Annotated in this window: 24 protein-coding genes and 1 pseudogene; 19 read left to right on the forward strand and 6 right to left on the reverse strand. The window is 63.4% G+C overall.

Features of this window, described 5'->3' with window-relative positions; genetic code table 11:
- The first annotated feature begins 36 nt into the window (after nucleotides 1–36).
- From TC41_RS04050 to TC41_RS04060, 3 genes are all read left to right on the forward strand, one after another.
- Complete coding sequence (locus TC41_RS04050) at nucleotides 37–1,293, forward strand: multidrug effflux MFS transporter (protein WP_014463736.1); 1,257 nt, start codon at nucleotides 37–39, stop codon at nucleotides 1,291–1,293.
- Nucleotides 1,290–3,428: a HelD family protein gene (locus TC41_RS04055; RefSeq protein WP_041695013.1), complete on the forward strand. Its 2,139-nt coding sequence runs from the start codon at nucleotides 1,290–1,292 to the stop codon at nucleotides 3,426–3,428. Before TC41_RS04050 ends, TC41_RS04055 begins: the two co-directional genes overlap by 4 nt.
- A 172-nt stretch (nucleotides 3,429–3,600) precedes the next feature.
- Nucleotides 3,601–4,818 (forward strand): helix-turn-helix transcriptional regulator, encoded by a 1,218-nt coding sequence (locus TC41_RS04060; RefSeq protein ID WP_041695014.1) that lies wholly within the window; start codon nucleotides 3,601–3,603, stop codon nucleotides 4,816–4,818.
- Nucleotides 4,819–4,887: 69 nt separating this feature from the next.
- On the opposite strand, the gene TC41_RS04065 is transcribed toward TC41_RS04060, so the two are convergent.
- Entirely contained in the window at nucleotides 4,888–6,264 is a 1,377-nt protein-coding gene (locus TC41_RS04065) for an MFS transporter (protein ID WP_014463739.1), read from the reverse strand.
- A 78-nt stretch (nucleotides 6,265–6,342) separates the two neighbouring features.
- On the opposite strand from TC41_RS04065, the gene TC41_RS04070 reads away from it, so the two are divergent.
- Nucleotides 6,343–6,792: a GNAT family N-acetyltransferase gene (locus tag TC41_RS04070; RefSeq protein WP_041695015.1), complete on the forward strand. Its 450-nt coding sequence runs from the start codon at nucleotides 6,343–6,345 to the stop codon at nucleotides 6,790–6,792.
- On the opposite strand, the gene TC41_RS04075 is transcribed toward TC41_RS04070, so the two are convergent.
- The gene (locus TC41_RS04075; RefSeq protein WP_014463741.1) at nucleotides 6,785–7,291 is read right to left on the reverse strand and encodes a cupin domain-containing protein; all 507 of its coding nucleotides are present in this window, start codon (nucleotides 7,289–7,291) and stop codon (nucleotides 6,785–6,787) included. The genes TC41_RS04070 and TC41_RS04075 overlap by 8 nt on opposite strands.
- 145 nt (nucleotides 7,292–7,436) lie before the next feature.
- Between TC41_RS04075 and TC41_RS04080 the strand changes: the two genes are divergently transcribed.
- From TC41_RS04080 to TC41_RS04115, 9 genes are all read left to right on the forward strand, one after another.
- The gene (locus tag TC41_RS04080) at nucleotides 7,437–7,808 is read left to right on the forward strand and encodes a YojF family protein (RefSeq protein ID WP_041695694.1); all 372 of its coding nucleotides are present in this window, start codon (nucleotides 7,437–7,439) and stop codon (nucleotides 7,806–7,808) included.
- Between the two features lie 3 nt (nucleotides 7,809–7,811).
- Nucleotides 7,812–8,501, forward strand: coding sequence for a bacillithiol biosynthesis deacetylase BshB2 (gene bshB2 / locus TC41_RS04085; RefSeq protein ID WP_014463743.1), 690 nt, complete (start codon nucleotides 7,812–7,814; stop codon nucleotides 8,499–8,501).
- Between the two features lie 11 nt (nucleotides 8,502–8,512).
- Nucleotides 8,513–8,980 (forward strand): low molecular weight protein-tyrosine-phosphatase, encoded by a 468-nt coding sequence (locus TC41_RS04090; protein ID WP_041695016.1) that lies wholly within the window; start codon nucleotides 8,513–8,515, stop codon nucleotides 8,978–8,980.
- A gap of 122 nt (nucleotides 8,981–9,102) precedes the next feature.
- The gene (locus tag TC41_RS04095) at nucleotides 9,103–9,576 is read left to right on the forward strand and encodes a hypothetical protein (RefSeq protein ID WP_014463745.1); all 474 of its coding nucleotides are present in this window, start codon (nucleotides 9,103–9,105) and stop codon (nucleotides 9,574–9,576) included.
- Between the two features lie 141 nt (nucleotides 9,577–9,717).
- Complete coding sequence (locus TC41_RS16535; RefSeq protein WP_014463746.1) at nucleotides 9,718–9,885, forward strand: hypothetical protein; 168 nt, start codon at nucleotides 9,718–9,720, stop codon at nucleotides 9,883–9,885.
- Nucleotides 9,886–10,062: 177 nt separating this feature from the next.
- A complete protein-coding gene (locus tag TC41_RS04100; RefSeq protein WP_014463747.1) occupies nucleotides 10,063–10,383 on the forward strand; it encodes a thioredoxin family protein in 321 nt (106 codons plus the stop codon).
- Between the two features lie 72 nt (nucleotides 10,384–10,455).
- The gene (locus TC41_RS04105; RefSeq protein WP_014463748.1) at nucleotides 10,456–12,369 is read left to right on the forward strand and encodes an acetate--CoA ligase family protein; all 1,914 of its coding nucleotides are present in this window, start codon (nucleotides 10,456–10,458) and stop codon (nucleotides 12,367–12,369) included.
- A gap of 28 nt (nucleotides 12,370–12,397) precedes the next feature.
- Nucleotides 12,398–13,357 (forward strand): thioredoxin-disulfide reductase, encoded by a 960-nt coding sequence (gene trxB / locus TC41_RS04110; RefSeq protein WP_014463749.1) that lies wholly within the window; start codon nucleotides 12,398–12,400, stop codon nucleotides 13,355–13,357.
- 103 nt (nucleotides 13,358–13,460) lie between these two features.
- Nucleotides 13,461–14,114: a hypothetical protein gene (locus tag TC41_RS04115; protein WP_041695017.1), complete on the forward strand. Its 654-nt coding sequence runs from the start codon at nucleotides 13,461–13,463 to the stop codon at nucleotides 14,112–14,114.
- A 101-nt stretch (nucleotides 14,115–14,215) separates the two neighbouring features.
- Here the strand turns inward: TC41_RS04115 and TC41_RS04120 are convergent, their stop codons facing one another.
- On the reverse strand, nucleotides 14,216–14,668 hold the full coding sequence (locus tag TC41_RS04120) for a PTS sugar transporter subunit IIA (RefSeq protein WP_014463751.1): 453 nt from the start codon (nucleotides 14,666–14,668) through the stop codon (nucleotides 14,216–14,218).
- A gap of 254 nt (nucleotides 14,669–14,922) precedes the next feature.
- Here TC41_RS04120 and TC41_RS04125 point away from each other — a divergent pair, with 254 nt between their 5' ends.
- From TC41_RS04125 to TC41_RS04135, 3 genes are read left to right on the forward strand one after another with little or no spacing between them, the layout of a single operon-like run.
- Nucleotides 14,923–15,705 (forward strand): DeoR/GlpR family DNA-binding transcription regulator, encoded by a 783-nt coding sequence (locus TC41_RS04125; protein ID WP_041695018.1) that lies wholly within the window; start codon nucleotides 14,923–14,925, stop codon nucleotides 15,703–15,705.
- Nucleotides 15,702–16,682: a 1-phosphofructokinase family hexose kinase gene (locus TC41_RS04130; protein WP_148260120.1), complete on the forward strand. Its 981-nt coding sequence runs from the start codon at nucleotides 15,702–15,704 to the stop codon at nucleotides 16,680–16,682. Before TC41_RS04125 ends, TC41_RS04130 begins: the two co-directional genes overlap by 4 nt.
- Nucleotides 16,667–18,076, forward strand: coding sequence for a PTS fructose transporter subunit IIC (locus TC41_RS04135; RefSeq protein WP_041695019.1), 1,410 nt, complete (start codon nucleotides 16,667–16,669; stop codon nucleotides 18,074–18,076). The genes TC41_RS04130 and TC41_RS04135 overlap by 16 nt, the downstream gene beginning before the upstream one ends.
- Nucleotides 18,077–18,271: 195 nt before the next feature.
- Here TC41_RS04135 and TC41_RS04140 read toward each other — a convergent pair whose 3' ends face one another.
- Nucleotides 18,272–18,601 (reverse strand): hypothetical protein, encoded by a 330-nt coding sequence (locus TC41_RS04140; protein ID WP_148260245.1) that lies wholly within the window; start codon nucleotides 18,599–18,601, stop codon nucleotides 18,272–18,274.
- Between the two features lie 216 nt (nucleotides 18,602–18,817).
- Between TC41_RS04140 and TC41_RS04145 the strand changes: the two genes are divergently transcribed.
- Both TC41_RS04145 and TC41_RS15655 read left to right on the forward strand, forming a co-directional pair.
- A complete protein-coding gene (locus TC41_RS04145) occupies nucleotides 18,818–20,245 on the forward strand; it encodes an amidase family protein (RefSeq protein WP_148260246.1) in 1,428 nt (475 codons plus the stop codon).
- Nucleotides 20,246–20,257: 12 nt separating this feature from the next.
- The gene (locus tag TC41_RS15655; RefSeq protein WP_081462243.1) at nucleotides 20,258–20,620 is read left to right on the forward strand and encodes a DUF423 domain-containing protein; all 363 of its coding nucleotides are present in this window, start codon (nucleotides 20,258–20,260) and stop codon (nucleotides 20,618–20,620) included.
- 30 nt (nucleotides 20,621–20,650) lie between these two features.
- On the opposite strand, the pseudogene TC41_RS04150 reads toward TC41_RS15655, so the two are convergent.
- Together TC41_RS04150 and TC41_RS04155 are read right to left on the reverse strand one after the other, a co-directional pair.
- A pseudogene (locus TC41_RS04150) lies at nucleotides 20,651–21,466 on the reverse strand (DMT family transporter); the annotation flags it as partial.
- Nucleotides 21,463–23,265 carry a S9 family peptidase gene (locus TC41_RS04155; protein WP_041695020.1) on the reverse strand — a complete coding sequence of 601 codons (1,803 nt, stop codon included), beginning with the start codon at nucleotides 23,263–23,265 and terminating at the stop codon, nucleotides 21,463–21,465. The pseudogene TC41_RS04150 and the gene TC41_RS04155, both read right to left, overlap by 4 nt.
- Nucleotides 23,266–23,572: 307 nt before the next feature.
- Between TC41_RS04155 and TC41_RS04160 the strand changes: the two genes are divergently transcribed.
- Nucleotides 23,573–24,157 (forward strand): YdeI/OmpD-associated family protein, encoded by a 585-nt coding sequence (locus TC41_RS04160; protein WP_049784408.1) that lies wholly within the window; start codon nucleotides 23,573–23,575, stop codon nucleotides 24,155–24,157.
- Nucleotides 24,158–24,171: the final 14 nt, after the last annotated feature.

The raw sequence follows: 24,171 nt of genomic DNA on the forward strand, positions 1-24,171 counted from the left end.
AGAGAAGATAGAAGCCAACACGAAGGGGGAGATTCTGTGAAGTCGGAAGTGGAGATGACCAACACTCGCACCCTCGCCGAGGCGCCCACTTCGTTCGGCGCCCGCTTGCGCTTGGCCGCGCTCCTCGGGAGCTTGACCGCGATTGCGCCACTCTCTATCGACATGTACCTGCCGGCGCTGCCCTCCATGGCGCGTGATTTGCACGCCGCCACGTCGGTCGCCCAGCTCAGCCTCACGGCGTGTCTTCTCGGTTTGGCGGTCGGCCAGCTATTTGCCGGGCCCTTGAGCGATGCGCTCGGCCGCAAGCGCCCGCTGCTCGTCGGGCTGGGCCTGTATCTCTTGGCCTCCTTCGCGTGTGGCCTGATGCCGAGCGCGTGGGGGCTCGTCGCCGTCCGCCTGGTGCAAGGGCTTTGTGGATCCGCGGCCATCGTCATCGCGCGAGCCATCGCTCGGGACTTGTTCAGCGGTGTGGAACTGACGCGGTTCTTTTCGCTGCTCATGTTGGTCAACGGCGTGGCGCCGATTCTGGCGCCGGTCATCGGGGGCCAGTTGCTCCGCTTCACCGACTGGCGAGGCGTGTTCGTCATCCTCGGATGTGTCGGCGCGGCGCTGTGGCTCTGGTCGCTCGTCGCTCTGCGGGAGACGCTCGAAGTGGAGCGCCGGAACCGGGCGGGACTCGTCGGTGCCCTGCGCGCGTTTGGCGTGCTGTTTCGCGATCCCGTCTTTGTCGCCTACGCCTTTTCGCAGGGGCTGGTGTCGGCCGCGATGTTCGCGTACATCTCGGGGTCGCCCTTCGTACTTCAGGACATCTACGGGCTCTCGCCGCAGGCGTTCAGCGCGTGCTTTGCGGCCAACGGCATCGGGATCGTGATTGCGTCCCAGGTCTCCGGGCATCTGGCCCGGCGCATCGAGGGGCGGAAGATCTTCCGCTTCGGCGTGAGCCTCGCCGCGCTCGGGGGACTTGGGCTTCTCGCGAGCGTCCTTCTCGGGCTTGGGCTTCCTGGGATTCTGCCGTCGCTCTTCGTGCTTGTCTCGTGTGTCGGCATCGTGAGTACTGTGGGATCGTCGCTGGCCATGCAGCATCACGGCAAGCAGGCCGGCAGCGCAGCCGGCCTCATTGGCGTGTCCCAACTTTTGCTCGGCGCAGCCGCGACGCCTCTCGCGGGGCTTGGCGGATCGCATGACAGCCTGCCCATGGGCGCCGTCATCGCGGTGGCAGACGTAGGCGCGCTCGCGTGGTACGCGCTGTGGTCCCTGGTCATGGTTCGCTCCAAGAGGGAGGTGGTTTCATGAGCGAGACCGGAACGCCGCCTCGCCCGGCGCTCGATCCGTACGAGGAAGAGAGACAGCATCTGGAACAGGTGCGAAACATCATTCGAGGGGCGCTCGACGCGGGGCCCAGGATGCCGGTTCGGGACGAGGACGACGAAGATGCAGACGAGGCCCTGACGGCCGACGTCGTCGCTGACGTGGCGGTCGCCGAGATGGCAGAGGAGCGGCGCCACCAGCTCCGGCGGGCGCTCAACGATCCATACTTCGGCCGCATTGATTTTCAGCCTGAGGGGGAGGCCCCTCAGAAGCTCTACATCGGCAAGCAAGGCATCGATCACCCGTCGACCGGCGAGCGCGTGGTCCTCGATTGGCGCGCCCCTGCCGCCAGCGTGTTTTACTCCTTCACCGGCCAGGGAGACGAGGCGCGCTACGAAGCTCCAGGCGGCGAGGTCCGCGGCACCGTGTCGCTCAAGCGAAACATCGTCGTGCGCGACGGCGATCTCGTCCGGGTCGTCGACAGCTACGTGAAAGGGCAGAATCAGGCGGGCAGCGTCGACGAATTTTTGCTCTACCGCCTCGCGGATTCTAAGGACAGCCGGCTGCACGACATCGTGGCCACGATTCAGGCGGAGCAAAATGAGGTCATTCGCGCGGATAAGAATGTGCCCATCCTCATTCAGGGCGTCGCAGGAAGCGGAAAAACGACGGTCGCACTGCATCGGCTCGCCTATCTGCTGTACCAGCATCCGGAAAAGCTGAGGGCGGAGAAGATGGTCATCTTTGCGCCTTCCGCGATGTTCGTGGATTACATTTCCGAGGTGCTGCCCGAACTCGGCGTGGGGGACGTCCAGCAAACGACGTTCGCGGCGTTTGCGCTCCGCGTGTTGGACCATGTGGTGCTCCTGCCCGATCCGGCCAAGCGACTCCGCGAGCGGTTCGCGCTTCGGCCGTCGCAGGCGTACGAGGCGATGCGGCGCGAGATCGAGGTGAAGGGGCGGGTTGAGACGCTGGAGGCCCTCCAAGCCTTCCTGCAGGATATGGAGAAAAAGATGGTGCCAAGTCGGGACGTCCCGTCTCCGGTTGGGCCGCCCATTTCTGCAGAAACCATCGCCCGCTGGTTTCACGTGGAGTACGTGCGCTACCCGGTGCGCCAGCGGCGCGATCGCGTGGTCGCCCGTGTGAAGCGGCAGTGGGAGATGCAGGCGAAGGATGCGGGCAAGGCGGATAAGTCCACCAAGCGGCAGATTGCGGCCGCCGCGCGGGAGTTCGAGCGGGCGTGGCCGGACCTCGAGCCTCTGCCCATTTACGAAGCGTTTCTGCGGCATCATCCGGATCTGTCGCTCGCGTCCATCCAGCGGCCGGCGAAATACGGGGCCCGGCCGCTCGTGGAACCGGAAGATCTGCCGCTGCTCCTCGCCATTCACCAGTGGCTTCACGGTGTAGACGCGCGGGATGTGTTTCACCATGTCGTGATCGACGAAGCGCAGGATTTTTCTCCGGCGCACATTCGGGTGCTGCAGGCGTACTGTCCAAGCCTGTCCTTTACCATTCTCGGGGACCTGTCTCAGAGCATTCACAGCGAGGCGGGATTCCGGGACTGGGATGAGGTTCGCGCGCTGTTTCCAGGTGGAAGCCGGTACGTGGAAATGTCGGTGTCGTACCGCTCAACTTATGAGATTGTCTCGTTCGCAAACCGGATCCTCGGACCCTTCCGGCCGAAGGTCGTGGCAAAACCCGTGTTTCGCAGCGGCGATCCTGTCGTCGTCGAGCCCGTCGCGTGGGACAGCCGGTTCGATGCGCTCATGGAGCGGCTGTCGGCAGAAAGCCGGAGGGCGACGACCATCGCGGTATTGACGCGGACGGAAGAGGATGCGCACGTCTATCATCAGATGTGCCTGGAGTCGGGACTCGACGCTCACCTTCTCACGGCCGCCCAGACGCGGTACGAAGGTGGTATCAGCGTCGTGCCCGTTTACCTGGCCAAGGGGCTCGAGTTCGACAGCGTCATCCTTGTGGACGCCGACGAGGCCCATTACCGCGCCGACGAGCGGGATGCGAAACTGTTGTTCGTCGGATGCACGCGAGCGTTGCATCGCTTGCGGCTGTTGTACTGTGACCGCCCTTCGCCGCTCATCGAGTGGGCCGTGGCCGATTAAATTCTTGTCTTTTGGCGCCGAAACAGGGGATTTCGGCGCCTTTCTTTCGCAAACAAGTGCCAAGAAAGACAAGAACGACGGGATTTACGACTCCCCTGTGCGCAGGGATTCTTTTATAATGTTTCGAGAGAAACCGTTTTCATTCCTCGTGGGGCGCGAGGGGAGGGCTAACGTGAGCGTGCGCATGCCGAAAAAGAGCAATGTTTCATCCTCGCTGCACGCCATCCGAGAAGTTCGCACGAGCTGGCCGTCTGTCACCTGGGACGTGCTGCAGCAACACCCCGTGGAACTCGATTTCCGAGAAGTGAAAAGGGCGCTGGAAAGCGTGCGGGATCGCCAGGCGTGGCTGGTGGTCGTCGTACGCAGTTCGCGCGTCGTGCCGATTTACCCGTTTTTGGCGCAGATTCAGTCGGCGGGTTTCGACTGTGTACATCTCGTGTCGTGTGACGCGGCCACGTACGTCATCACGCTCGCGGCTCATCACCCGGAGCGGGCCATGGAGGGCTTCGAGTCCGCACTCGCGAGGTTGGCCGCGGATCGGACGCTCGTCGGCGTGAGCACCGCGTGCGATGAGCGGGAGGTGGTGCGCTGGTGGCAGGCGCTGATGGAGGCCACGGCCGCGTCGCACTGGAACGTGTTTGAATCGTCGGCATACTCGCAGGGAAGGCGCGAGTTGGCGCCGCTCCATGAAGAGGACAGAACGCGGTTGATCACGCGGGCCGTCACCCAGCTTGGCGATCGCGGCTATGAGGGCATCGCTTCGGTGGTGGAGGACTGGTTCGCGCAGTTGGCGGAGCGGCCGACGAAGCTCGAAGACGTGGCGGAACTCTGCGCTCAGTTCATCATGGCAGCCGTCGGCCAGCGCCAGGCAGACGGGCGGGATCGGATGCTCCAAGTTCCCATCTCGACGCGCCAATGGCTCCGCTTTGTGGCGGAAGAATGTCCAAAATGGTGGGACTGGCGCGACAAGCTGAAGCACGCGCTGATGGTGGTGCTCGGGCGAGAAGAGGCGGCGCGCACGGCTCACAGCGCGCAAATCGGTCAGGTCATCGAGATCATCGAACGGCACTATGACTCGGATCTCGACGTAGCCACACTTGCCAGCCAAGTTTTTCTGAGCCCGAGCTACCTGTCCAAGCGATTCAAGAGCGAGACGGGCATGACGATTCGAGAGTTTATTGTGCAAACGCGCCTGAACAAGGCGAAGGATCTGCTGTTGCGCGATTTTCACCTCAAGGCGTACGAGGTGGGTGCACACGTTGGGTATCCGGATCCCACGTACTTCAACAAACTGTTCAAGCGGCAGGTGGGGCTCACGCCAAAGGCGTTTCGCGATCGCGCCATGCGGCAAGCTCGGGGATTCAAGCAGGAGGATTCACGGTCTAGTTGATGCAGGGGCCATCTGACGGCCGTCCGGCGGGGCCACGAAGGCCACGGCGGGCGGCCGTCTTTCATGGCTTCAAGCTCGTCGGGGCAAGCGGAGGCTCATGGTGAGGACGAAGGCGCCGAGACATGCAAGGACGGCCGCAAGGACGTGCAACTCCGACGTCGTAAGGTGCGCACCGAACAACAGGCCGAGGACGACCGTCGACAGGATGGTCCCCATGTAGCGAGCCATCTGAAACAGCCCGGATGCCGTGCTGATGACCTCGCGCGGGCTCGCCGCAAAGAGAGCCGTCTGCAGGCCGACGTTGTTGAAGCCGTTGGACAGTCCGAGGACGGATAACACCACGCACAGCCACCACACAGGCGATGCCGTGTGCAAGGTCAACATGAGCAGGCTGCCCGCCGTCATGAACACTGCAGCGAGGACAAGTGGCGGTCGAGAGCCGCTGCGAGCCACCCAGCGTCCCGTGATGGGCGCCGTGATGAGGCTGAAACCGGCCACCGTGAGCATGATGAGCCCCGTCTCCTGCGAGTCAAAGCCGCGCACCTCCTGCAGATAGGTGGGCATGCCGAAAAAGATGGAATAGAAGATGATGTTCACCGTGGTGAACTGGATCAACACCCACGTGAGCGACATGTACTGCTTGAAAAAGCGCAGGCTTAAGAACGGGCTTTGCGCGAGGTGCTCCCGCCACCCAAATGCTGTAAACGAAACGACGCCCGCCGCTGCGGCCCACCAGGCTGGTCGTTCCGTGAGCGAGAGCAGAAAGACGAGCGACGTGGCAATGGCGAGGATGAACAGGGCGATGCCGGGCAAATCGATTTCGCGCAGCACGTCGCGGGCCTTCTGGTGAACGCCGCGGCGAGGGTTCGGCAGCACGAAAATCGCGAGGAGGAAACTGGCGACGACGAACGGAAAGTTGACGAGGAAAATCCCCTGCCAGTCCAGATAGTTCATGATGACCCCGCCGATGGACGGGCCAAAGGCGGCCGCTCCCGAAGAAAACACGGACAAAAACGCGAGTGCCTGGGCCTGCCGCTCCGTGATGACGTTCCGCACAATTCCCATGCCCGCAGGGTAGATGGCGCCGCTCCCAAACGACTGAATGAGGCGGAAGATGACCAACCATGTGAACGACGGTGCGAAAGGGGCCAACGCGCACGACAGCGTCACAAGCGCGAGTCCGATGAGAAACAGCGGTTTTCGGCCGACGAGATCGGCCACCTTCCCCATGATGGGTTGGGCGACGGCGCTGGCGAGGTAATACGAGGAGATGAGCCAAGAGGCCGTGGTAAAATGGACATGAAACACGTGTTCGAATTTGGCCATGGCCACGGAGATCATGGACGAGTTGAGTGGGTTCAAAAGCACGCCGAGCGCGATGGTCATCAAGAAGAGGATCCGTCGCCCGCCGCGCGGTTCCCCTGTCGACATGGTGATAGTGGACATGCGCCTTCCTCCTTGCAGATTCCGGTTGAATTATACGCTTCTCGAAAGATGTCTTCCAAATCGCTGGGGGTGCTGGGGATGCGCGCGGTGAAGGTCGTGAATGAGGCGCAGTTGCGCGATTGCCTGTCCATCCGGCGACAGGTGTTCATTGAGGAACAGCGAGTTCCGGAAGAGTTGGAAATCGACGAGTTTGATCATCCGGATCGGGCGGTGCATGTGCTCTTGTATGACGACGATGGGGCGCCGGTGGCCACGGCGCGGTTTCGCCCGTATCACCCTGGGGACCATCGCACGGCCAAAGTGCAGCGCGTGGCCGTCCTCGGGCACCTGCGCGGCCGCGGACTCGGCCGGGAGGTGATGCAGGCCGTGGAGGAACTGGTGCGCGAAGGTGGATTTCAGGAGATTGTGCTCGACGCGCAGCTGCACGCCGAGCAGTTTTACCAAAAACTTGGTTACCGACGCGTCTCGAACGACGTATTCGAGGACGCCGGCATTCCTCACGTTCGCATGCAAAAATCCCTCACGTGAGGCGCGCAATGACGTCCTTCTGATCCGGAAACCGTGGAGCCACCTCTTCGCGCGACACGAGCTCAAAGTCCTGAAAGTCGAATCCGGGCGTCACCATGCAGCCCACGAGCGCGAATGCCGCGCCCTCTCCCGGGATGAGCTCGGCCCCGAAGATGGTTCCGGCGGGAACCAAGACCTGAGGTTCTCGGCCGGGCGCGTCGGGCAGGCCGAGCTCCCTCGCCTCGTAGCGGCCGTCGGCATGGAACAGATGTACGATGAGCGGTCGGCCGTAGTGAAAGTACCACAGCTCGTCGGAGCGGAGCCGGTGCAGGCGGGACACGTCGCCTTGTGGCAACAGGAAGTAGATGCTGGTGGCGCTGCGGCGCGCGCCGCCATATGCCGCGATGGTGGCCGGATCGCAGAGGTAGCGCGGCGAGTGATAGATTTCGCGATAGTATCCGCCTTCGGGGTGCGGGGCGAGTTGTAAGCGTTCGATCCATCTGCGTGCGTCGGTGTTCATGGAAGACCTCCTTCATTCCATCGCGCGCTGGGAGGCATCCCTCGGCCATTTGAATCGGCCCCGATGTTTTGGCACGATAGAGAACGTTGATTCTTGACCATTATCGCACAGGCACAAAACTCGGAAGAAGGTCAGGTGCTGCGTGTTGAAACCGATCGACGTGCAAGCAGTACAGGCTGCGTTAAACCGCTTTGTCGGAGACGACGTCTACTTGCACCTAGAGACCACCAATGGCGCGTATGCCGCGCACCGGTTCGGCCAGCCGATGGCGGTGTGTGCCTACATTCGAAACGGGCGCGTTCGCTTTGAGCGGGCCGCCATCGCCGGGAATCGGCCGTATCGCGTCGGGCTCAAGATGGAGAATGGCTGGATTTACGCGGAGGGACTCACGGACTACGAAGTAGACGAGAAGGGCCGGTTGCTCTTGGCAGGCCACGATGACGAGGGGCGGCTCGCGGTTGCGCTGCAGCTTTCACGCACCCCCTGGCCCATGAGCGCGATGGAGGAGGAGGCGTGAGCGATGGCACCCGTGGAAAAGACGCGTCACCTGCTGCTCGTATATCCCCATCCCGATGACGAGTCGTTCGGCAAGGCCGGGACCGTGATCTTGTTCACCCGCGCGGGCACGCCCGCCACCCTCATCTGCGGCACGCTCGGCGAACTGGGGCGCAACATGGGCAACCCTCCTATCGCCAACCGGGAGACCCTCCCGAAGATTCGCCGGAAGGAGCTTGAACAGGCGTGCGAGATCCTCGGCATTCGGGATCTCCGATTGCTGGGCCTGCGGGACAAGACTGTCGAATTTGAAGATCCCGAGCGAATCGCAGATCGCATCGAGGCCGTGATCCGCGAGGTAAAGCCGTCGATTCTCATGACGTATTATCCTGGGCTCGGGGTGCATCCCGATCACGACGCCATGTCGAGTGCGGCGGTGATCGCCGTCAAGCGGCTGCCCAAAGAGGAGCGGCCAGTCATCTGGGGTTCGGCGGTCGTGCACGAGCCCGAGAAGATCCTCGGCGATCCCGACTTTGTGATCGACGTGTCGAGCGTCCTGGATCAGAAGCTGGCGGCGATGAAGGCCCACCGCTCGCAGTTCTCGGGCATCTTCGCGCGGGTGGAGGAGGCGCTCGCCGCTGGAGGACCGGCGCGGGAAGAAGTGTTGCGCCTGTTGGGCACGGAGCGGTATTGGGTCTACCGGATCGACGATTGAGGAGGGTCCGCATGATCCGCGTCCTATTTGTGTGTCTCGGAAACATCTGTCGATCCCCGATGGCGGAGGCGGTCTTTCGCGACATGGTCCGAAAAGCCGGCCTCGAGGGTGAAATTGAGGTCGATTCCGCCGGCATCGGCGACTGGCACGCTGGCGACCCGCCGCATCACGGGACGCGCCGCGTGCTCGAACAAAACGGCATCGACTACGCGGGCATCGTGAGCCGGCAGATTCGTCCGGAGGACCTCGAGCGGTTCGACTACATCGTCGCGATGGACGAGTCCAACATGCGCGCCCTCGAGCGGCTCGGCGCGAAGCGGTCGGAACGCGTGTTCCGGCTGCTCGATCTCGTCCCCGACGAGCCGGACGAAGTGCCGGATCCGTACTACGACGGCCGCTTCGAAGAAGTGTATCGCCTGGTGCGCCTCGGCTGCGAGGCACTTCTCCGCCGCATCCAGGCGGATCTCGCCAAGACCTGACCCCGTCTCGTTTTCTTTCATCCGCGGGCCCGGGATCTCCGGGCCCGCGCTCGTCTTCGGCACCCACGCACCTCCATCGGCATACACATGGGCGAACGGCTGAATCGAGTGGAGGATCCGACATGAAGACCATGTATCGAAACCCACTGCGGCGCGTGCGCACTGTGTTTCTCGAAGGCGTGTATCCCGACGGCCCGCTCGCCGGGCGAACCTTGGCCGCCGCTCGCTTGCCGCGCGGCAGCGTCTACCAGGTATGGATTGGTGGCGGAGATGACGTTGCCGAATGGGCGCGCCGCGCGCGAGGAAAGCTAGGCGGCACCGTCGCGGTCGGCGCGTGGCAGGACGCACACCGGTTTGAGTTGTCCGTTGAGCGGTGGCGCCCGCTTTCGGCCATTGCGCCGAAAAGCGAGGGCAAGCGGGTGGCTGGGCTGGCGCGCCCGTTCCTTTTCGCCATGGCGGCTGCGGATCGTTACTTCATCGAGACGCACGACGGCGCCTCAGACGCCGAGATTGTGGTGCGCGATGCGAGCGGGGAGCGCTGGCCCGCAGGCACGTGGCGCGACTTTCTCCCCAAGCGAGTTCACCCTGTGCGTTAAAAAATATGACGAATCCAAAGAAAAATCTTTATCTATGTAAACTATCATTACAAAATGCATTGATCCGACCCCCGCGATGCGCTACGCTACAGACAACAGGGCACGCCCTGGTCCGCATTCTCTCGCGGAGGGTCGATCTCGATGGAACCGCCATTCGAAACGGTCATCTTCACGCAGGCCGACGAAGCTCGCAACGAGTTGATGATGCGGGAGCTCAAGGAAGCGGTGGAACGGAGCCAAATCCGCGTCGTCGACATTCGGCGGTATCGGGATCAGTTGATCGTCACCTTTCGCCGGCTCTCGTCCTGAGACGGGCGGGAGCCGCCCCGGCCACGCGCCGGTCGCTTCAGGCTGTCCACGCCACTCCTTCTCCTGGGCGGATCGACTGGATCCGCCTTCTTTTTTGTGCTCCTCCGCACTCTTTGTTCGGGCGAGTGGTTTTGGACACGGCGAGCAGTATAATGAAGGCAGAAGGGAGCGAGCGCCGTGGAAGAGATCCGCACGAGCGATAGGTATCGGGAAGCGGTGCAATCGGGCCGCGTGGTGGTGGAATTCTATGCGACGTGGTGCCCGGACTGCCGTCGCATTGAACCATATTTGGGCGAATGGGAGGAAAAGTACCGAGGGCAATTCACCTTGATCCGTGTAAACCGGGACGAGGTGCCAGAGCTGGCGGAAGAGCTCCAGATTCTCGGAATTCCGACCTTCCTCGTGTATGACCAAGGCCGCGAGGTCAAGCGGCTCTTCAGTCGGGATGCGAAGTCCAAGGAGCAGGTGGAGCAGTTCTTGGACAAGGCGTATGCCTGATTTGTGCGATCACGGCCGCGGGCGGATAACGCCCTTGCGGCCTTTCGCGTCAGGAGAGGGGCAGAGAGCGGTATGACGTCGTTGCACCACTTTTTTCATCCGAAGGTGGTTGCCGTCGTGGGCGCGTCGAGGAACAAGGATCGACTCGGCCACGTTCTGTTTCGTCACATCCTAAACAGCGACTTTCGCGGGACGGTGTACCCCGTCAATCCGTCCGCGCAATCAGTGGCCGCGGTTCGCGCCTACCCCAGCCTGCGCGACGTCCCGGAACCCGTCGATCTGGCGGTGCTGGTGGTGCCAGCGTCGCAGGTCTTGTCCGTCATCGATGACGTGATTGCGGCGGGCATCAAGCACGTGATGATCTTGTCGTCTGGGTTTTCCGATATGGATAAGCCTGGAGAAGAGTTGGAGCGCGAGATTTCGGAAAAGCTGCGCGCGGCGGGATGCCGTCTCATTGGCCCCAACAGCCTCGGTCTCATCCAGATGGACAGCGAGACGCGGCTCAACGCGAGCTTTGCGCCGAAGGTGCCAGAGTACGGTCACGTCGCCATCGCGTCGCATTCCGGCGCGCTCGGGATCACCATTCTGGACTATGCGGCCTACATTGGCTTGGGCGTCGCGAGCTTCGTCAGCCTGGGCAACCGCGCGGACGTCTCGGGCAACGACTTGCTGCAATATTGGGGCGACGATCCGGCCATCGAAATGATTCTCCTGTACCTCGAGTCGTTTGGGAATCCGAGGAATTTCTCTCGGCTCGCCCGGCGCATCACCCGCCAGAAGCCCATCCTGGCTGTGAAGAGCGCACGGACGCCCGTCGGGCACGATGTGGCGAACGCGCGGACCGTCTCCGTGGCGGCCGAAGACGCGACCGTGGAGGCGATGTTCCAACAGGCCGGCGTCATCCGCGTGGACACGCTACAGGAACTGTTTGATGTCGCTGTGCTGCTGAAGGCGGGTCCCACGCGCGGCGGGCGGCGGGTGGCGGTCGTGACCAACACCGCCGGAGGGGCCGTGATGACGGTCGACCGCATTGTCCGGGAGGGGCTGGAATTCGTCGGGCCGGTCATCAACGTGGGCTTCGAGACGCTCGCCGAGAGCTATCGTGAAGTGTTGCCGCAGGTGCTGCGCGATCCGAGTGTGGATTCCGTCATCGTGCTCTTTACGCCCGTGGGCCCGTCCAACGAGGAGGCCGTGCGCGTCGCCATCTCGGCGGCGCTGTGCGAAGTGGCCAACGATCCGCCCGTCCCCGGCGTCCGCCATCCGTACGAGAAGCCGGTGGTGGCCAACTTTCTGACCACAGGTGACTACCGCGTGCGGATGCTCGAGGTGGATTCGGAGCGGCAGATCCCCATCTACCCGTTCCCAGAGCAGGCGGTTCGCGCCCTCGCGAAGGTCGTGGCGTACCACGAGTACCGCGAGAAGGATCCGGGCGTGATTCCGTTTGTCGACGGGATCGACACGGACTTGGCCCGGACGCGCATGTACCAGGAAATTTCCGCAACATCGTATCGTGGCGAGGAGGACGTTCAGGGGCTGGTGACGCTCGATTGGCCCGCCGTGCGCGAAGTGCTGGCAGCTATTGGGCTCGACGCGTCGGATGCGCCGAACGACCAAGCGGAGGAGCAGGCGACCTTCAACATCGTCGTAGAGGCGGATCCGCTGTTTGGCCCGCTTTTGCGCCTGTACCTCTCCTCGGAGGAGCGGGGCGCGGCCGCGCTTCGTCGGTCCGCCAAGACCTTGCCCGCCGTGCGGCTTCTGCCACTCACGGATTCCGACGCCCGAGAGCTGTGGAGCGACGCTCTGGTCAACAGTGCCTCGTCGCGGATGAAGCCGCATGAAGAGGTCGTGATCGACGCGATGATCCGCATGTCGCAGTGGGTCGAAGACGTGCCGGAGATTCTAGAGGCAGATCTGTACTTCGTCATCGAAAAGGACCGCGCCGTATGCGTCGCGGGCCGAGTGGAAGTCGCGCGGCGCAACGGGTAACATAGCATGAAAGAGGGGAGGTCTTGTCATGGAACACAGGAGGCTTATCATCCTGGGAACGGGGCCAGCTGGGTACACGGCGGCCATTTACGCGGCACGAGCAAATCTCGAGCCGCTCGTGTTCGAGGGCGATCAGGCGGGCGGCCAGTTGACCTTGACGACGGAAGTGGAGAATTTCCCCGGTTTTCCGGATGGCGTGATGGGTCCGGAGCTGATGGAGGCCATGAAGAAGCAGGCCGAGAAGTTCGGCGCGGAGTTCAAAGCGGGCATCGCGACGGGAGTGGACTTGTCGCAGCGCCCGTTCAAGGTCGTGATCGACAAAGAACGCGAATACACCGCGGACGCGCTCATCGTAGCGACGGGCGCGTCAGCCAAGCTGCTCGGCATTGAAGGAGAGAGCGAGATGATTGGCCGAGGCGTGTCGACGTGCGCTACGTGCGACGGGTTTTTCTTCCGGAACAAGCGCGTCATCGTCGTGGGCGGCGGCGATTCGGCCATGGAGGAGGCGACGTTTCTCACGAAATTCGCCTCCGAGGTGACGATTGTCCACCGACGCGAGGAGTTCCGCGCGTCGAAGATCATGCAGGAGCGCGCCAAGGCGAATCCAAAGATCCGGTTTGTCATGAACGTGCAGTCGAAGCGCGTGCTCTCGGACGGCAATAAGGTAACGGGGCTTGAGGTGGTGGACAACCGGACGGGCGAGACGAAGGTGCTCGAGGCGGACGGCGTGTTCGTCGCCATTGGTCACAAACCGAACACGGACTTCCTGCGCGGCCAGCTGGAGTTGGACGACATCGGGTACATCATCACGAAGGGCAACACGTCGGAGACGAGTGTGGAAGGGGTCTTTGCCTGCGGCGACGTGATGGATTCGCGTTACCGGCAGGCTATCACGGCGGCGGGATCCGGCTGCAAAGCGGCCATGGACGCAGAGAAGTTCCTGGAGGGTCAGGCGGCTCACGATTGGTCAGTGTCGCTCAACGCCTGACCTCTGGACGGGATTTCTGGTTCCGGCACCGTCTGCATGTCGGGTGCGGCGATGGCGCATACTTCAGGCGAAACACCCACTTCAACGAAGGAGTGACGCCTAGATGCAGCCGATGCAACCGACCTATGGTGGCCAGGGCCAGGGCCAGGGAATGGGCTACAATGCGCAGGTGTATCAGCAGATGCGCCAGTTCGCCACCCCGGCCGAAACGGTTCATCAGCACATGCAGCAGGACGCGCAGTACGCACAGCCGTCGTACGGCTATGCGCCGATGGGGACCATGGGCATGGGCCACAGCATGCTGAGCCAGTTTGGGTCCAATCCGCAAATGGTCCGTCAACACATTCAAGAGGACCTGCAGGCATACGGCGGGCAACCGATGGGACAAGCGATGGCGGGGATGCACGGCGGCGCTGGATATGCTGCGGGCTACGGCTCGTATGGTGCGCCGCAACAAGCGCACGTCGTCTCCATGCAGGGACGCCAGGCATATCAGCAAGCGGCTGGCCAGGGCGGCTACGGCATGTCGCCCTCGGGTTACGGCCCGCAATTGGGCTTGATGGGCGCACAGGGCCACGCGCAATCCTACCCGCAACCCTATGCGCAAATGATGCAAATGCAACCTGGCTATCAGGCGCACGGCTATGGGATGCAGGGCCATCCGTCGCGCGGCGCGTTTGCGCAATATGGGACGGATCCTCAGGTCGTGCGCCAACACATTCAGCAGGATCTAGGTTATTACGGCGCGATGCAGTGACACAAAGGGCCAGTCGCCAAGTAGGGCGGCTGGCCCAATTCCTTGTATCGCGCTGCATCTCACCTGAGCATTCGCCGCACGATTCGATGCCGCCCAACTCCTTACTCCTCGAGCGCCCCGCGGATGGTGTCCACGAGTTGGTCCGCTGCGTTCGCCTCTCGCAGGGCGCTGACAAAGTCGTCGTGCATGAGTTTGCGCGCCAGTTTCGACAGCAGGCGGAGGTGCTCATCGTGAGCGCCTTCCGGCACCAGAATGAGGAACACCGTGTCCACGGGGACGCCGTCCAGGCTGTTCCAATCCACAGGCTTTGCCAGCCGGGCGAACATGAGCGCGGCCTCTCGCACTGCGGAGGACTTGCCGTGCGGAATGGCGATGCCCTTGCCGAATCCAGTCGTCCCCTCTTCTTCGCGGTGCTCGACCGCTTGAACGGCAACGTCGACGTCGTCTACGTGGCCCAAGCGAAAAGCCAGTTCTACCATCCGCCGAATGACGTCGGTGCGCGTCGCGACCGACTCGTCCAGAAAGCATACGTGATCGCGCGTCAGGATCGTCATCTTCCTCAGCCATCCTTTCCTTGCGAATCCCCAAGTCGCGTGATTCGTCGAGCCATGGTGTGGGCCATACCCAAGCGTTTTCACGAGAAATCCATCTCTCGATTGACAACCTCCATGCTACACCATAAAATGATCGCAATCAATCATCTTCGAGCATATTCGAGCGCTCGTATGTGAAAGGTGCGTCCATCGAACGCCTGCGAGTGAAAACCTGAGAACAGCGAGGGGCAAGGGCCAAGCGGGAGGTGGTGAGCATGTTCGCAGATGAGCGCAAGGCCCGCATTGCGCAGCACGTGCTCGTGCATAAGCGAGCGACCGTGAGCGAACTGGCGCAGATGTTTCAAGCTTCCGAATCCACGATTCGGCGAGATTTGCAAGAGCTCGAGGAGCAAGGCGTGTTGCACCGCACGCACGGCGGCGCGGTGGCCAAGGAAGTGGCCGCGTTTGAGCCGACGTGGAGCGAGAAACGAATCCAGAACCAGGATGCGAAGATGCGGATTGCCGCGCTTGCCCTCGACCTTGTGCGGCCAGGGCAAGTCGTGCTGCTGGACGCAGGGACGACGACATACGAAATCGCCCGGCAGTGGCGCCATGAAGGCGTGACGGTTGTCACCAACAGCCTGGATATCGCCTCTGAATTCAGCACGCGCCGTGACCTGGATCTCGTGCTATTGGGCGGCCAGCTTCGCGCCAAGACCGGAGCCTTTGTGGGGCCGTTTGCGGAGCGGATGTTGGACGAATTGCACGTCGACATCGCCTTTTTGGGCGCGAACGGCATCGATTTCCGCGGCATCACGACGCCGAATCCCCAGGAGGCTGCTATCAAACGGGCGATGGTCAAGTGTGCCGATCGCGTGGTTCTTGTCGCGGATCGCACGAAGCTCCACCAGACCGCGTTTGTGCGGGTGGCCACCTGGGACGAGATCCATACGTGGGTGTCGGACGGACCCCTGCCGGACGGCGAGTGGCGCCAGTGGCAGGCGGAAACCGAGGTGGAGTTCATTTGTGAAAACGAGGAGGGAGGGGTGATGGAATGACTGTGCAGCCGGACGATCCAGAAAGCCTCAGTTCGGCGGACATCGTGACGGTGACCGTCAATCCGGCGATTGATGTGTACGTGCGCACAGAGTCCCTCCAACCGGGCGAACTGCATCGCGTGGACGAACAGATTCTTGTGCCTGGAGGCAAAGGCGTGAACGTATCTTGTGCGCTCGAGGCGATGGGCCGAAAGAGTCGCGCGCTCGGGTTTGCGGGCGGTTCGCGCGGGCGGTGGCTGGCCTCTTCGCTTCCTGGGTGGGCGCAGTGGATCCCCATTGCAGGAGAGACGCGGATGAACTTGAAGGTGATGGAGGACAACGGTCGGCTGACCGAGCTGAACGGGCCTTCGCCTCACATCGATCCCGAGAGCTGGGCGTTGCTGAGTGCTCAGGTGCTCGAGGTCTTGCGGCCGGGGGCGTGGCTCGTCATCGCCGGGAATCTGCCAGAAGGATGCCCAGTGGAGGGATACCGTGCGTGGACGAAGGCGGCCGTCGAGAGAGGGGCGCGCGTCGTTCTCGATTCTAGCGGAGATGCGCTGCGCCTCGCGTTGGAAGCTCGTCCGCACGTCGTGAAGCCAAATCGGCAGGAGCTCGCGGAGTGGGCCAAGGCTCCGGTGCTGGACGCGGTGGACGCGGTTCGACAGGCGCTGCGCATGGCTCGATACGCAGCGTGCGTCGTGGTCTCGCTCGGGGCGGATGGCGCCATCGCGGTCACGCAAGAAGGCGTTTGGCGCGCGCGGGTGCCGAGCGTGAAAGTGGTGTCGCCCGTGGGCGCTGGGGACAGTCTTGTGGCCGGAATGGTGCATGCGCTCTCAAGCGGGCGTTCCGTGCCCGAGGCTCTCGCCTTCGCTTCCGCAGCGGCCACGTGCAAGGTAGCGTTGCCGCCGGGCGTGTTTCCTTCGCTCGCACAAATTGCGGCCATCGAGCAGCAGATTGAAATCGAAGCGTGGAGGGATGTGTTTTGGCCAAGTTCGTAGCGGTGACCGCGTGTCCAACTGGAATCGCGCACACGTTCATGGCGCAGGAGGCGCTTTTGCAGGCTGGAAAGAAGTTGGGGCACGAGGTGCGCGTCGAGACGCAGGGCGCGCTCGGCGCCGAGGACGCGCTGACCGAGGCCGAGATCCGCGAGGCGGACGCTGTCATCGTAGCAGCGGATAAGCAGGTCGATCTCGACCGTTTTCGAGGGAAGCGCTTGCTTCAGACGTCCGTGAGCGCGGCCATCAAGGAGCCGGAAAGGTTGCTGGAGGATGCGTTGCGGGCGCCGACCTTTGAGCCGGGCGAATCGCGCGGGGCGCTCGACGAGATTCAGGCGGCGAAGCACGCGCGCAACCAAGGGACACCCGCCGTCTATCGGCACCTGATGAACGGCGTGTCGCACATGTTGCCGCTTGTCATTGCGGGGGGCATCTTCATCGCGCTGTCCACGGCTATCGACATCAACGGCCAGTCGTCCTTGGCTCAGGCCTTTGACAACATCGGCGGCGGATCGGCCTTTAAGCTGTTTGTCCCCGTTCTGGCGGCCTTCATCGCGCAGTCCATTGCGGATCGGGCCGCGTTCGCCGCAGGGCTCGTCGGCGGCTGGATTGGCACGCAAGGGACCATGTATCACGCGGGGCCGAACGCGAGCGCTGGGTATTTGGGAGGCATCATCGCAGGGTTCGTGGCGGGCTATGTCACGCTTGCGCTGAAAAAGTGGATCCGGGTGCCGCGATCGCTCGAAGGCATCAAAACCGTTCTCATCCTTCCGGTTCTGTCCGTGGGCATCGTGGGGCTGCTGATGATCTACGTCTTGGGCCATCCGGTGGCCGCGCTGATGGGCGCGCTGTCCAGTGGCCTCATGCACATTGGCGCGAGCGCGTCGCTCGGGCTCGGCGCCCTGCTCGGTCTGATGATGGCCTTCGACATGGGCGGTCCGTTCAACAAGGTGGCGTATTTCTTTGCTGTCGGCCTTTTGGCCACGAAGACGCCAGAAGCCGAAATGATCATGGCGGCCGTGATGGGGGCGGGCATGGTTCCGCCGCTCGCGATGGCCATCTCAGCTTTCGCCGCGCCGCGCAAGTACTCGCCGGAGGAGCGGGACGCCGCGAAAGCCGCCGTGATTCTGGGGGCCTGCTTCATCACCGAAGGAGCCATCCCGTTCGCGACACGAGATCCGCTCCGCGTGATCCCGTCCATCATGGTGGGATCCGCCGTGACGGGCGCCCTCAGCATGCTGTTCCACGTCACGAACCCGGCGCCGCACGGAGGCATCTTCGTGTTCCCGCTCATCGGGCACTGGTACCTGTTCGTGGTCGCCATCCTCGTCGGGGCGGGCGTGGGCGCCGCCATGGTGACGGCGCTCAAGCGGGAAATCCAGGCTCAGCCCGCCTGATGCGTCAGCAAGGCAAGTCCGCAGCACGCACGTAGGAGAATCGAACCGTCATCCCGCATCCACACGCAACTTACAAGCGGCCCCAGCTCTCGCGCTGGGGTCGCTCCATCGTGTCTGATGTGCGAGAACCCTCGGCATGTGCCAATCCGTGACGCCGAGGCCGCCCGCGTCTGCTCCTCCTGCCCGCTCCTCCACCTATTCTTCGTCTCGGGGCCTGTGCTTTTTACGTACGCCATTCGCCTGAAGTCCTGCCTGTCCCACGAAGGCCGCCAGAATCAGGACCACAATCTCCGCCACGATGGAAACGGACAGCGCATACCCCGACTTCATCAGCCACAGGCACGAGAGTCCCATCAGCTCGGGAATGGCGGCTGCTGCGACGAACACGAGTCCGTTTGCGAGGAACGAGAACGGCCCCTCGACGACACCCGAAAAAGCGAAGAACGCCAGTAGGCACGCGGCGAATACATCGAGAATGAGAAGCACGGAATCGCGCGCGGCCAGCATGAGCAGGTGGAGAATCACGGCGCTCACCCCCGTGACCGGCTGATCATCCAGGCGTCAGGAGGTCTGGATCTCCCGGTGTATGTTCGACGATGGCAGTTCATTTCCTTTCGCAACCTCCCATCGAAGGGCGCTTTCCTGCATGGGTGAATTGGATCGCCGCTCTGGGCGTCGAGACAAGGGCGCATGGACTGTGGCACAATAGCCGTGAGACACGAAGGGATGGGGGACGGCTGGATGGACGTCATGACAGGAACGCTCGTCGAGTGGGCCATGGCCATTCGACAAGGCGAGGTGTCCTCGTTCGACGCTGTGGCGCGGCATCTCGAGCAAATGGCCGCGCACAACGTGGACGGGATGGGGATTCGCGCCGTGATCGAGGTGAACCCCGAGGCCCTGTTGGAGGCCGAGGCGCGGGACCGGGAACGCCGCACCGGGTTTTTGCGGGGCCCGCTGCACGGGGTGCCCATCCTCGTGAAGGATAACCTCGACACGGCCGATGCCATGCAGACGACAGCTGGATCGGTGGCGCTCGAGGGGCACCGGGCCAAGGAGGACGCGGAAGTGGTGCGCCGGCTTCGCGCGGCGGGCGCCGTGATCATCGGCAAGGCGAATCTCACGGAATGGGCGAACTTCCTAAGCGATCATATGCCGAACGGGTATTCCTCGCGCGGCGGGCAGACGCTGAATCCATACGGACCTGGAAAATTCGATGTCGGCGGCTCGAGTTCAGGGTCCGGCGCGGGGGTAGCGGCGGGCTTTGCCCCCGCGGCCATCGGCACGGAGACGAGCGGCTCCATCCTGAGCCCGTCGAGCGCCAACAGCCTCGTGGGGTTGAAGCCGACGCTCGGCATGGTCAGCCGGCGCGGCATCATCCCCATCGCGATGAGCCAGGATACGGCGGGGCCGATGGCGCGTACCGTCGCCGATGCGGCGCTTTTGATGTCCGTCATCGCCGGCCCGGACCCGCGGGACGTGGCGACGCAGGGCGTGCGCTGGCCGGCGCGCGAGGCGTGGCTTCACCTTCGCCGCGGCGCGCTCCGAGGCGCGCGGATTGGCGTGCCGCAGGCGTATCTGGAGGACGTTCCAGAGGACGAGCGCTCGGTCTTCCATGAGGCGCTCTCCGAGCTGCGCGAGCTTGGGGCGGACGTGATCGAGTGCGACCTCGCGAAGGACAGCTTCGATTACGACGTGCTCGTCGCGGAGTTTCCGCCGGCGCTGGATCGGTATCTCGCCACTGTGGAGCCATGGCTGCCCGTCCATTCGCTCGCCGATGTGATGGCGTTCAATGCCCGCCACGCCGATCGCGCCCTCCGATACGGCCAGGCGATTTTCGAGCGGGCGCGGGCGCAGAGCCACCTGCACCTCGCGGACGGCGCGTATATCCGCGCGCGGCTTCGCGATCTGCGCAAGTCGCGCCAGGAAGGCATCGACCGCGTGCTCGCGGAGCACCGGTTGGACGCGCTTGCGTTTGTGAACTACTACGGTTGTTCCATTGCGGCGAAGGCGGGGTATCCGTCCATTACCGTGCCCGCCGGGTACACGCAGGAGGGCAAGCCGGTGGGACTGACGCTCACCAGCACCGCGTACAGCGACGTCCGGCTGTGCCAGTTGGCGTACGACTACGAGCAGGCGACCCATCACCGGCGCCCGCCTGCGATGTGAGGAGGAAGCACCATGGCGTTTGCGATTTGGGGAGGCGTGTTCGCATTTCTCGCCGTCGCGCTTGGCGCGTTTGGCGCGCACGTGTTGGGGGACAAGCTGTCTGCCGAGATGATGTCCGTCTACCACACGGGCGATCAGTACCAGATGTATCACGCGCTGGCGCTCATCGCCGTAGGCATCCTGCTCCGGCTTCATCCCGATTCTCGCCTATTGTCCGCGGCGGGGTGGCTGTTCGCCTTGGGGATTGTGCTGTTCTCGGGCAGCCTGTACGCCCTCAGCGTGTCTGGCGTCAAGGTGCTCGGGGCCATCACGCCCATCGGCGGCCTCTGCTTCCTGGCCGGGTGGATTTGTTTCATCCTCGCCTTGGCGCGCTGATCGCCAGAGATAAGCGCCTACGCCGGTGAGGCAGATGGCGCCGCCGAGCCCCTCGAGCGGCGAGATGGGCTGGTGCAGAAGCAACGCTGCGAGGATGGAACCGACCACCGGTTCCCCCACGACGGTCATGGCGATGGCCGTCGGCGGCACGCGGTGCAGGAGCGCGTTGAAGATGCCGTGGCCGAGAATGGTCGAGACAACGGCAAGCGCTGCGAATAAGAGCCAGTTGTGGGCGCTGTAGCCCCAAAACGGCGCGCCCAGGCATGCGTTGGCCAGGGCAAGCACCGCACCGCCGACGACAAAAGCCGATGCGTTGTACGTCCACGCGGGGATCTCCATCCGGGCCCGTGCGCCGACGAGGACGTAGCCCGAGACGGCGAGGGTCCCGAGGAGCGACATCAGGTCGCCCAGGGCACCGGTGCGGGTGACTCCGGCGCTTGCCGCTGCGGCGAGGGCGGCGCCAGCGATGGCCACCGCCATGCTGGCGAGATCGACCCACGCCGCGGGCGCCCGGCGCCACAGCCACTCGCCCATCCACACAAACACCGGTTCGAGCGCCAGAATGATGAGCGACGAGGCGACGCTCGTCAGCTTCAGCGACTCAATCCAAAACAGAAAGTGAAGGCCGAGCAATACCCCGCTCGCCGCGAGCCATCCCGACATCCGCCGAACGGACTGCGCTGGCGGCCGTTCCCGCCACACGGCGGGCACGAGCAGGACGGCAGCCATCCACAGCCGGTACATGCCAATGACGCCCGCCGGCGCCGTCGACCACGCGATGAAAATGGCGGAGAACGAGATGGCGACGAGGCCGACGGCGAGGAGCAGGGCCGTGATCGCCCTCACGGCGCCGAGGCTTGGCGGTGCCGATCGAGAAACGCGATGGTCCGCCGGTAGGCTTCAATCTCGTTCTCCAGCTTCATAAATCCGTGGCCCTCGTCCGGAAACACGATATATTCCACCTCTCGCCCTTTCTCCCGCAGGGCCTGCACAATCTGATCTGATTCCGCCTTGACGACGCGCGGGTCGTTCGCGCCTTGGATGACGAGCATGGGCTTCGTCATGCCGTCCAGATACGTGATGGGCGAGTCCTTGATCAGCCGCTCGCGATCCGCCGGATCGTCCGGGTCGCCCAGCCACATCTTCATGATGGGCTTCCAGAAGTCCGGAACCGATTGCGCAAAAGTGACGAGATTGCTCGGCCCGAAGAGGTCGACGCAGGCGCGGAAGTAGTCCGCATGCCGGCCATGCAAAAGAAGCGTCATATAGCCGCCGTAGCTGCCTCCGACCAAGAAAAGCTTGTCGCGGTCTGCGAGGCCCTGCGCGACGAGCCACTCGATGCTTGCAATCATGTCCTTGCGCGGCCCTTCGCCCCAGTCGCGCTCCACCATCTTCATGAAGCGGCTGCCGTACCCCGTGCTGCCGCGGAAATTCGGCGCGAACACCTGGTACCCGAAGAGGAGCCAGTACTGAAACAGTTTCCGGAAGCCTTTGCGCTCGGCGGCCTGCGGCCCGCCATGTGGCCAAACGATGGTGTAGCCATTCGCAACCTCGGGCTTTGGGCGGAAGAGCAGCGCTTCGAGGGTCAGGCCGTCAAAAGACGGGAAGTGGACCACGTCGGCCCGCACCAAGTCGTCCGGGGAAAAGCCCATGGGGCGCACCCGCGTGAGCGGACGCCAGGTGCCGTCCAGGTCGAGCATCCACACATTTCCGGGCTCGTTGTCGCTTCCGCCGAGAAGATACAGGCGGCCGCTGTCCCCAACCTTGATTTGCCCGACGACGTCGCAAGGCGCCGTCAGCTTCTCTGCAGAACCGGTGCGCAGGTCCACTCGGTACAGTTGGTCGATCACGCCGCGCATCACGGCGGCGTACGCGGTCTGGCTGTCCTCGTGCACGGCCACGTGCGTGACGCTTCCCTTTTCTGGTGTCCAGATGCGCTGGAACGAACCGGTTTGCGGATCAAACGAGGCGAGATAGAGTTCGTCCGCTTGATAGTCCGTGGCGAAGACCACGAGATGACCCGCGAATTCGATGGACTCGACGATGTGCGGAGTCCCGGGATCCGGCGTCAGGCTCACGCGTTCGCCGCCGCGGTGGAGGTGGGCGATCTGGTACGTGTTTGCGAAGGCCGTCGCGGTCACCCACATGGACTCGTCATCGCTCACGGCCGCCAAAACGGTAGGGCCGCCCTCGCCCTCGTAGAGCTTTCGCTCCTCCCCGGACTCGAGGTCGAACACGTAGCCGCACAAATACGTGGGATTGTCCTTGTCCGACGAGTAGTAGATGCGGTTTCCGTCCTTGGACGTCGTGCAGAACATGAAGCGGCGGCCCTCGTGGGTGCAAAGCGGCTGCGTTTCGCCGCCGCGGGGCGGGATGAGGTAGAGTTGGGCGTTCTCATCTCCGTCGTGATCGAACGCGACGAGCACGTAGCGGCCTTGGGGGTCGAAGTGCATCGCGTAGGGCACCTGGCCTTCGTTCGTCAGCCGGTAGGGGAAGGGGCAATCGAGATCGATGCCCCAGGCGTCGTAGCGGCCGGAGAAATTGGTGGCGACGGCGATCCGGGTCTCGTCCTTCGAGACCGCTAGCCCGAAGATGGTGGGGGTGTGGAAGAGTTGTTCGGGATTCGGGCGCGGGAGTTGTATCACGAGTTTCACGCTCCTTCGTGGTGTGAACCTGAGGGTGGGTCGGCCATCTGAGAAGGATCTTTTGCGCGGAGTGTGAAAATTCCTGCCGAGCCGTGGGGCGGTTCCAAAAGATTGGAGGATAGGCGCGGGGAATCGTATCGGCATGGGGGTCACCCGGTTCGCGCCGGCGGGCGCCATTCTGTGCTATAGTCGGCTGAGAAGAAGCGAGACAGGCGGTGAAAGGGACTTGACAGGCCGATTGGAGCTTGAGCGTGCACATGAGGCGCATTCCAACCCAGAAGTCGACTTGTACCTCGAACAGGGTTGCATGCGCTGTCGCTTTGGCGGCACGCCGGACTGCAAGGTCCACCGATGGGAGGACGCATTAAAGGCGCTTCGCGCCATTCTGCAAAGCTGCGGGCTCGCCGAGGAAGTGAAATGGCGGCAGCCTTGTTATACCTATCAGGGTCGGAATGTGATTATCATGAGCGCCTTCAAGGACTACTGCGCGCTCAACTTTTTCAAGGGAGGCATGTTGGAGGATCGCCACGGCTTGTTGGAGAAGCCGGGCGAGCACACGCAGGTGGGGCGCCAGATGCGGTTTCGAAGCGCGGATGAGGTGAAGGCGCGCGAGGACGCCATTCGCGACTACATCCAGCAGGCGGTCGAGATCGAGCGCGGGGGCAAAGCGGCGCCACCCCGCGAGGCGCCGGAGCCGCCGATGCCGGAGGAACTGTTGCGCAAGTTCGATGAGATGCCGGAGTTGCGGCAGGCGTTCGAGTCGCTGACACCTGGCAGGCGGCGGGCGTACCTCCTGCACTTTTCGGCGCCCAAGCAGTCAAAGACGCGGGCAGCCCGCATCGAGAAATGCATTCCCATGATCCTGGAGGGCAAGGGCCTCTACGATCGCTGAACGGCGAGGGAAGA

The organism is Alicyclobacillus acidocaldarius subsp. acidocaldarius Tc-4-1, assembly GCF_000219875.1.
Taxonomy (GTDB): Bacteria; Bacillota; Bacilli; order Alicyclobacillales; family Alicyclobacillaceae; genus Alicyclobacillus; species Alicyclobacillus acidocaldarius_A.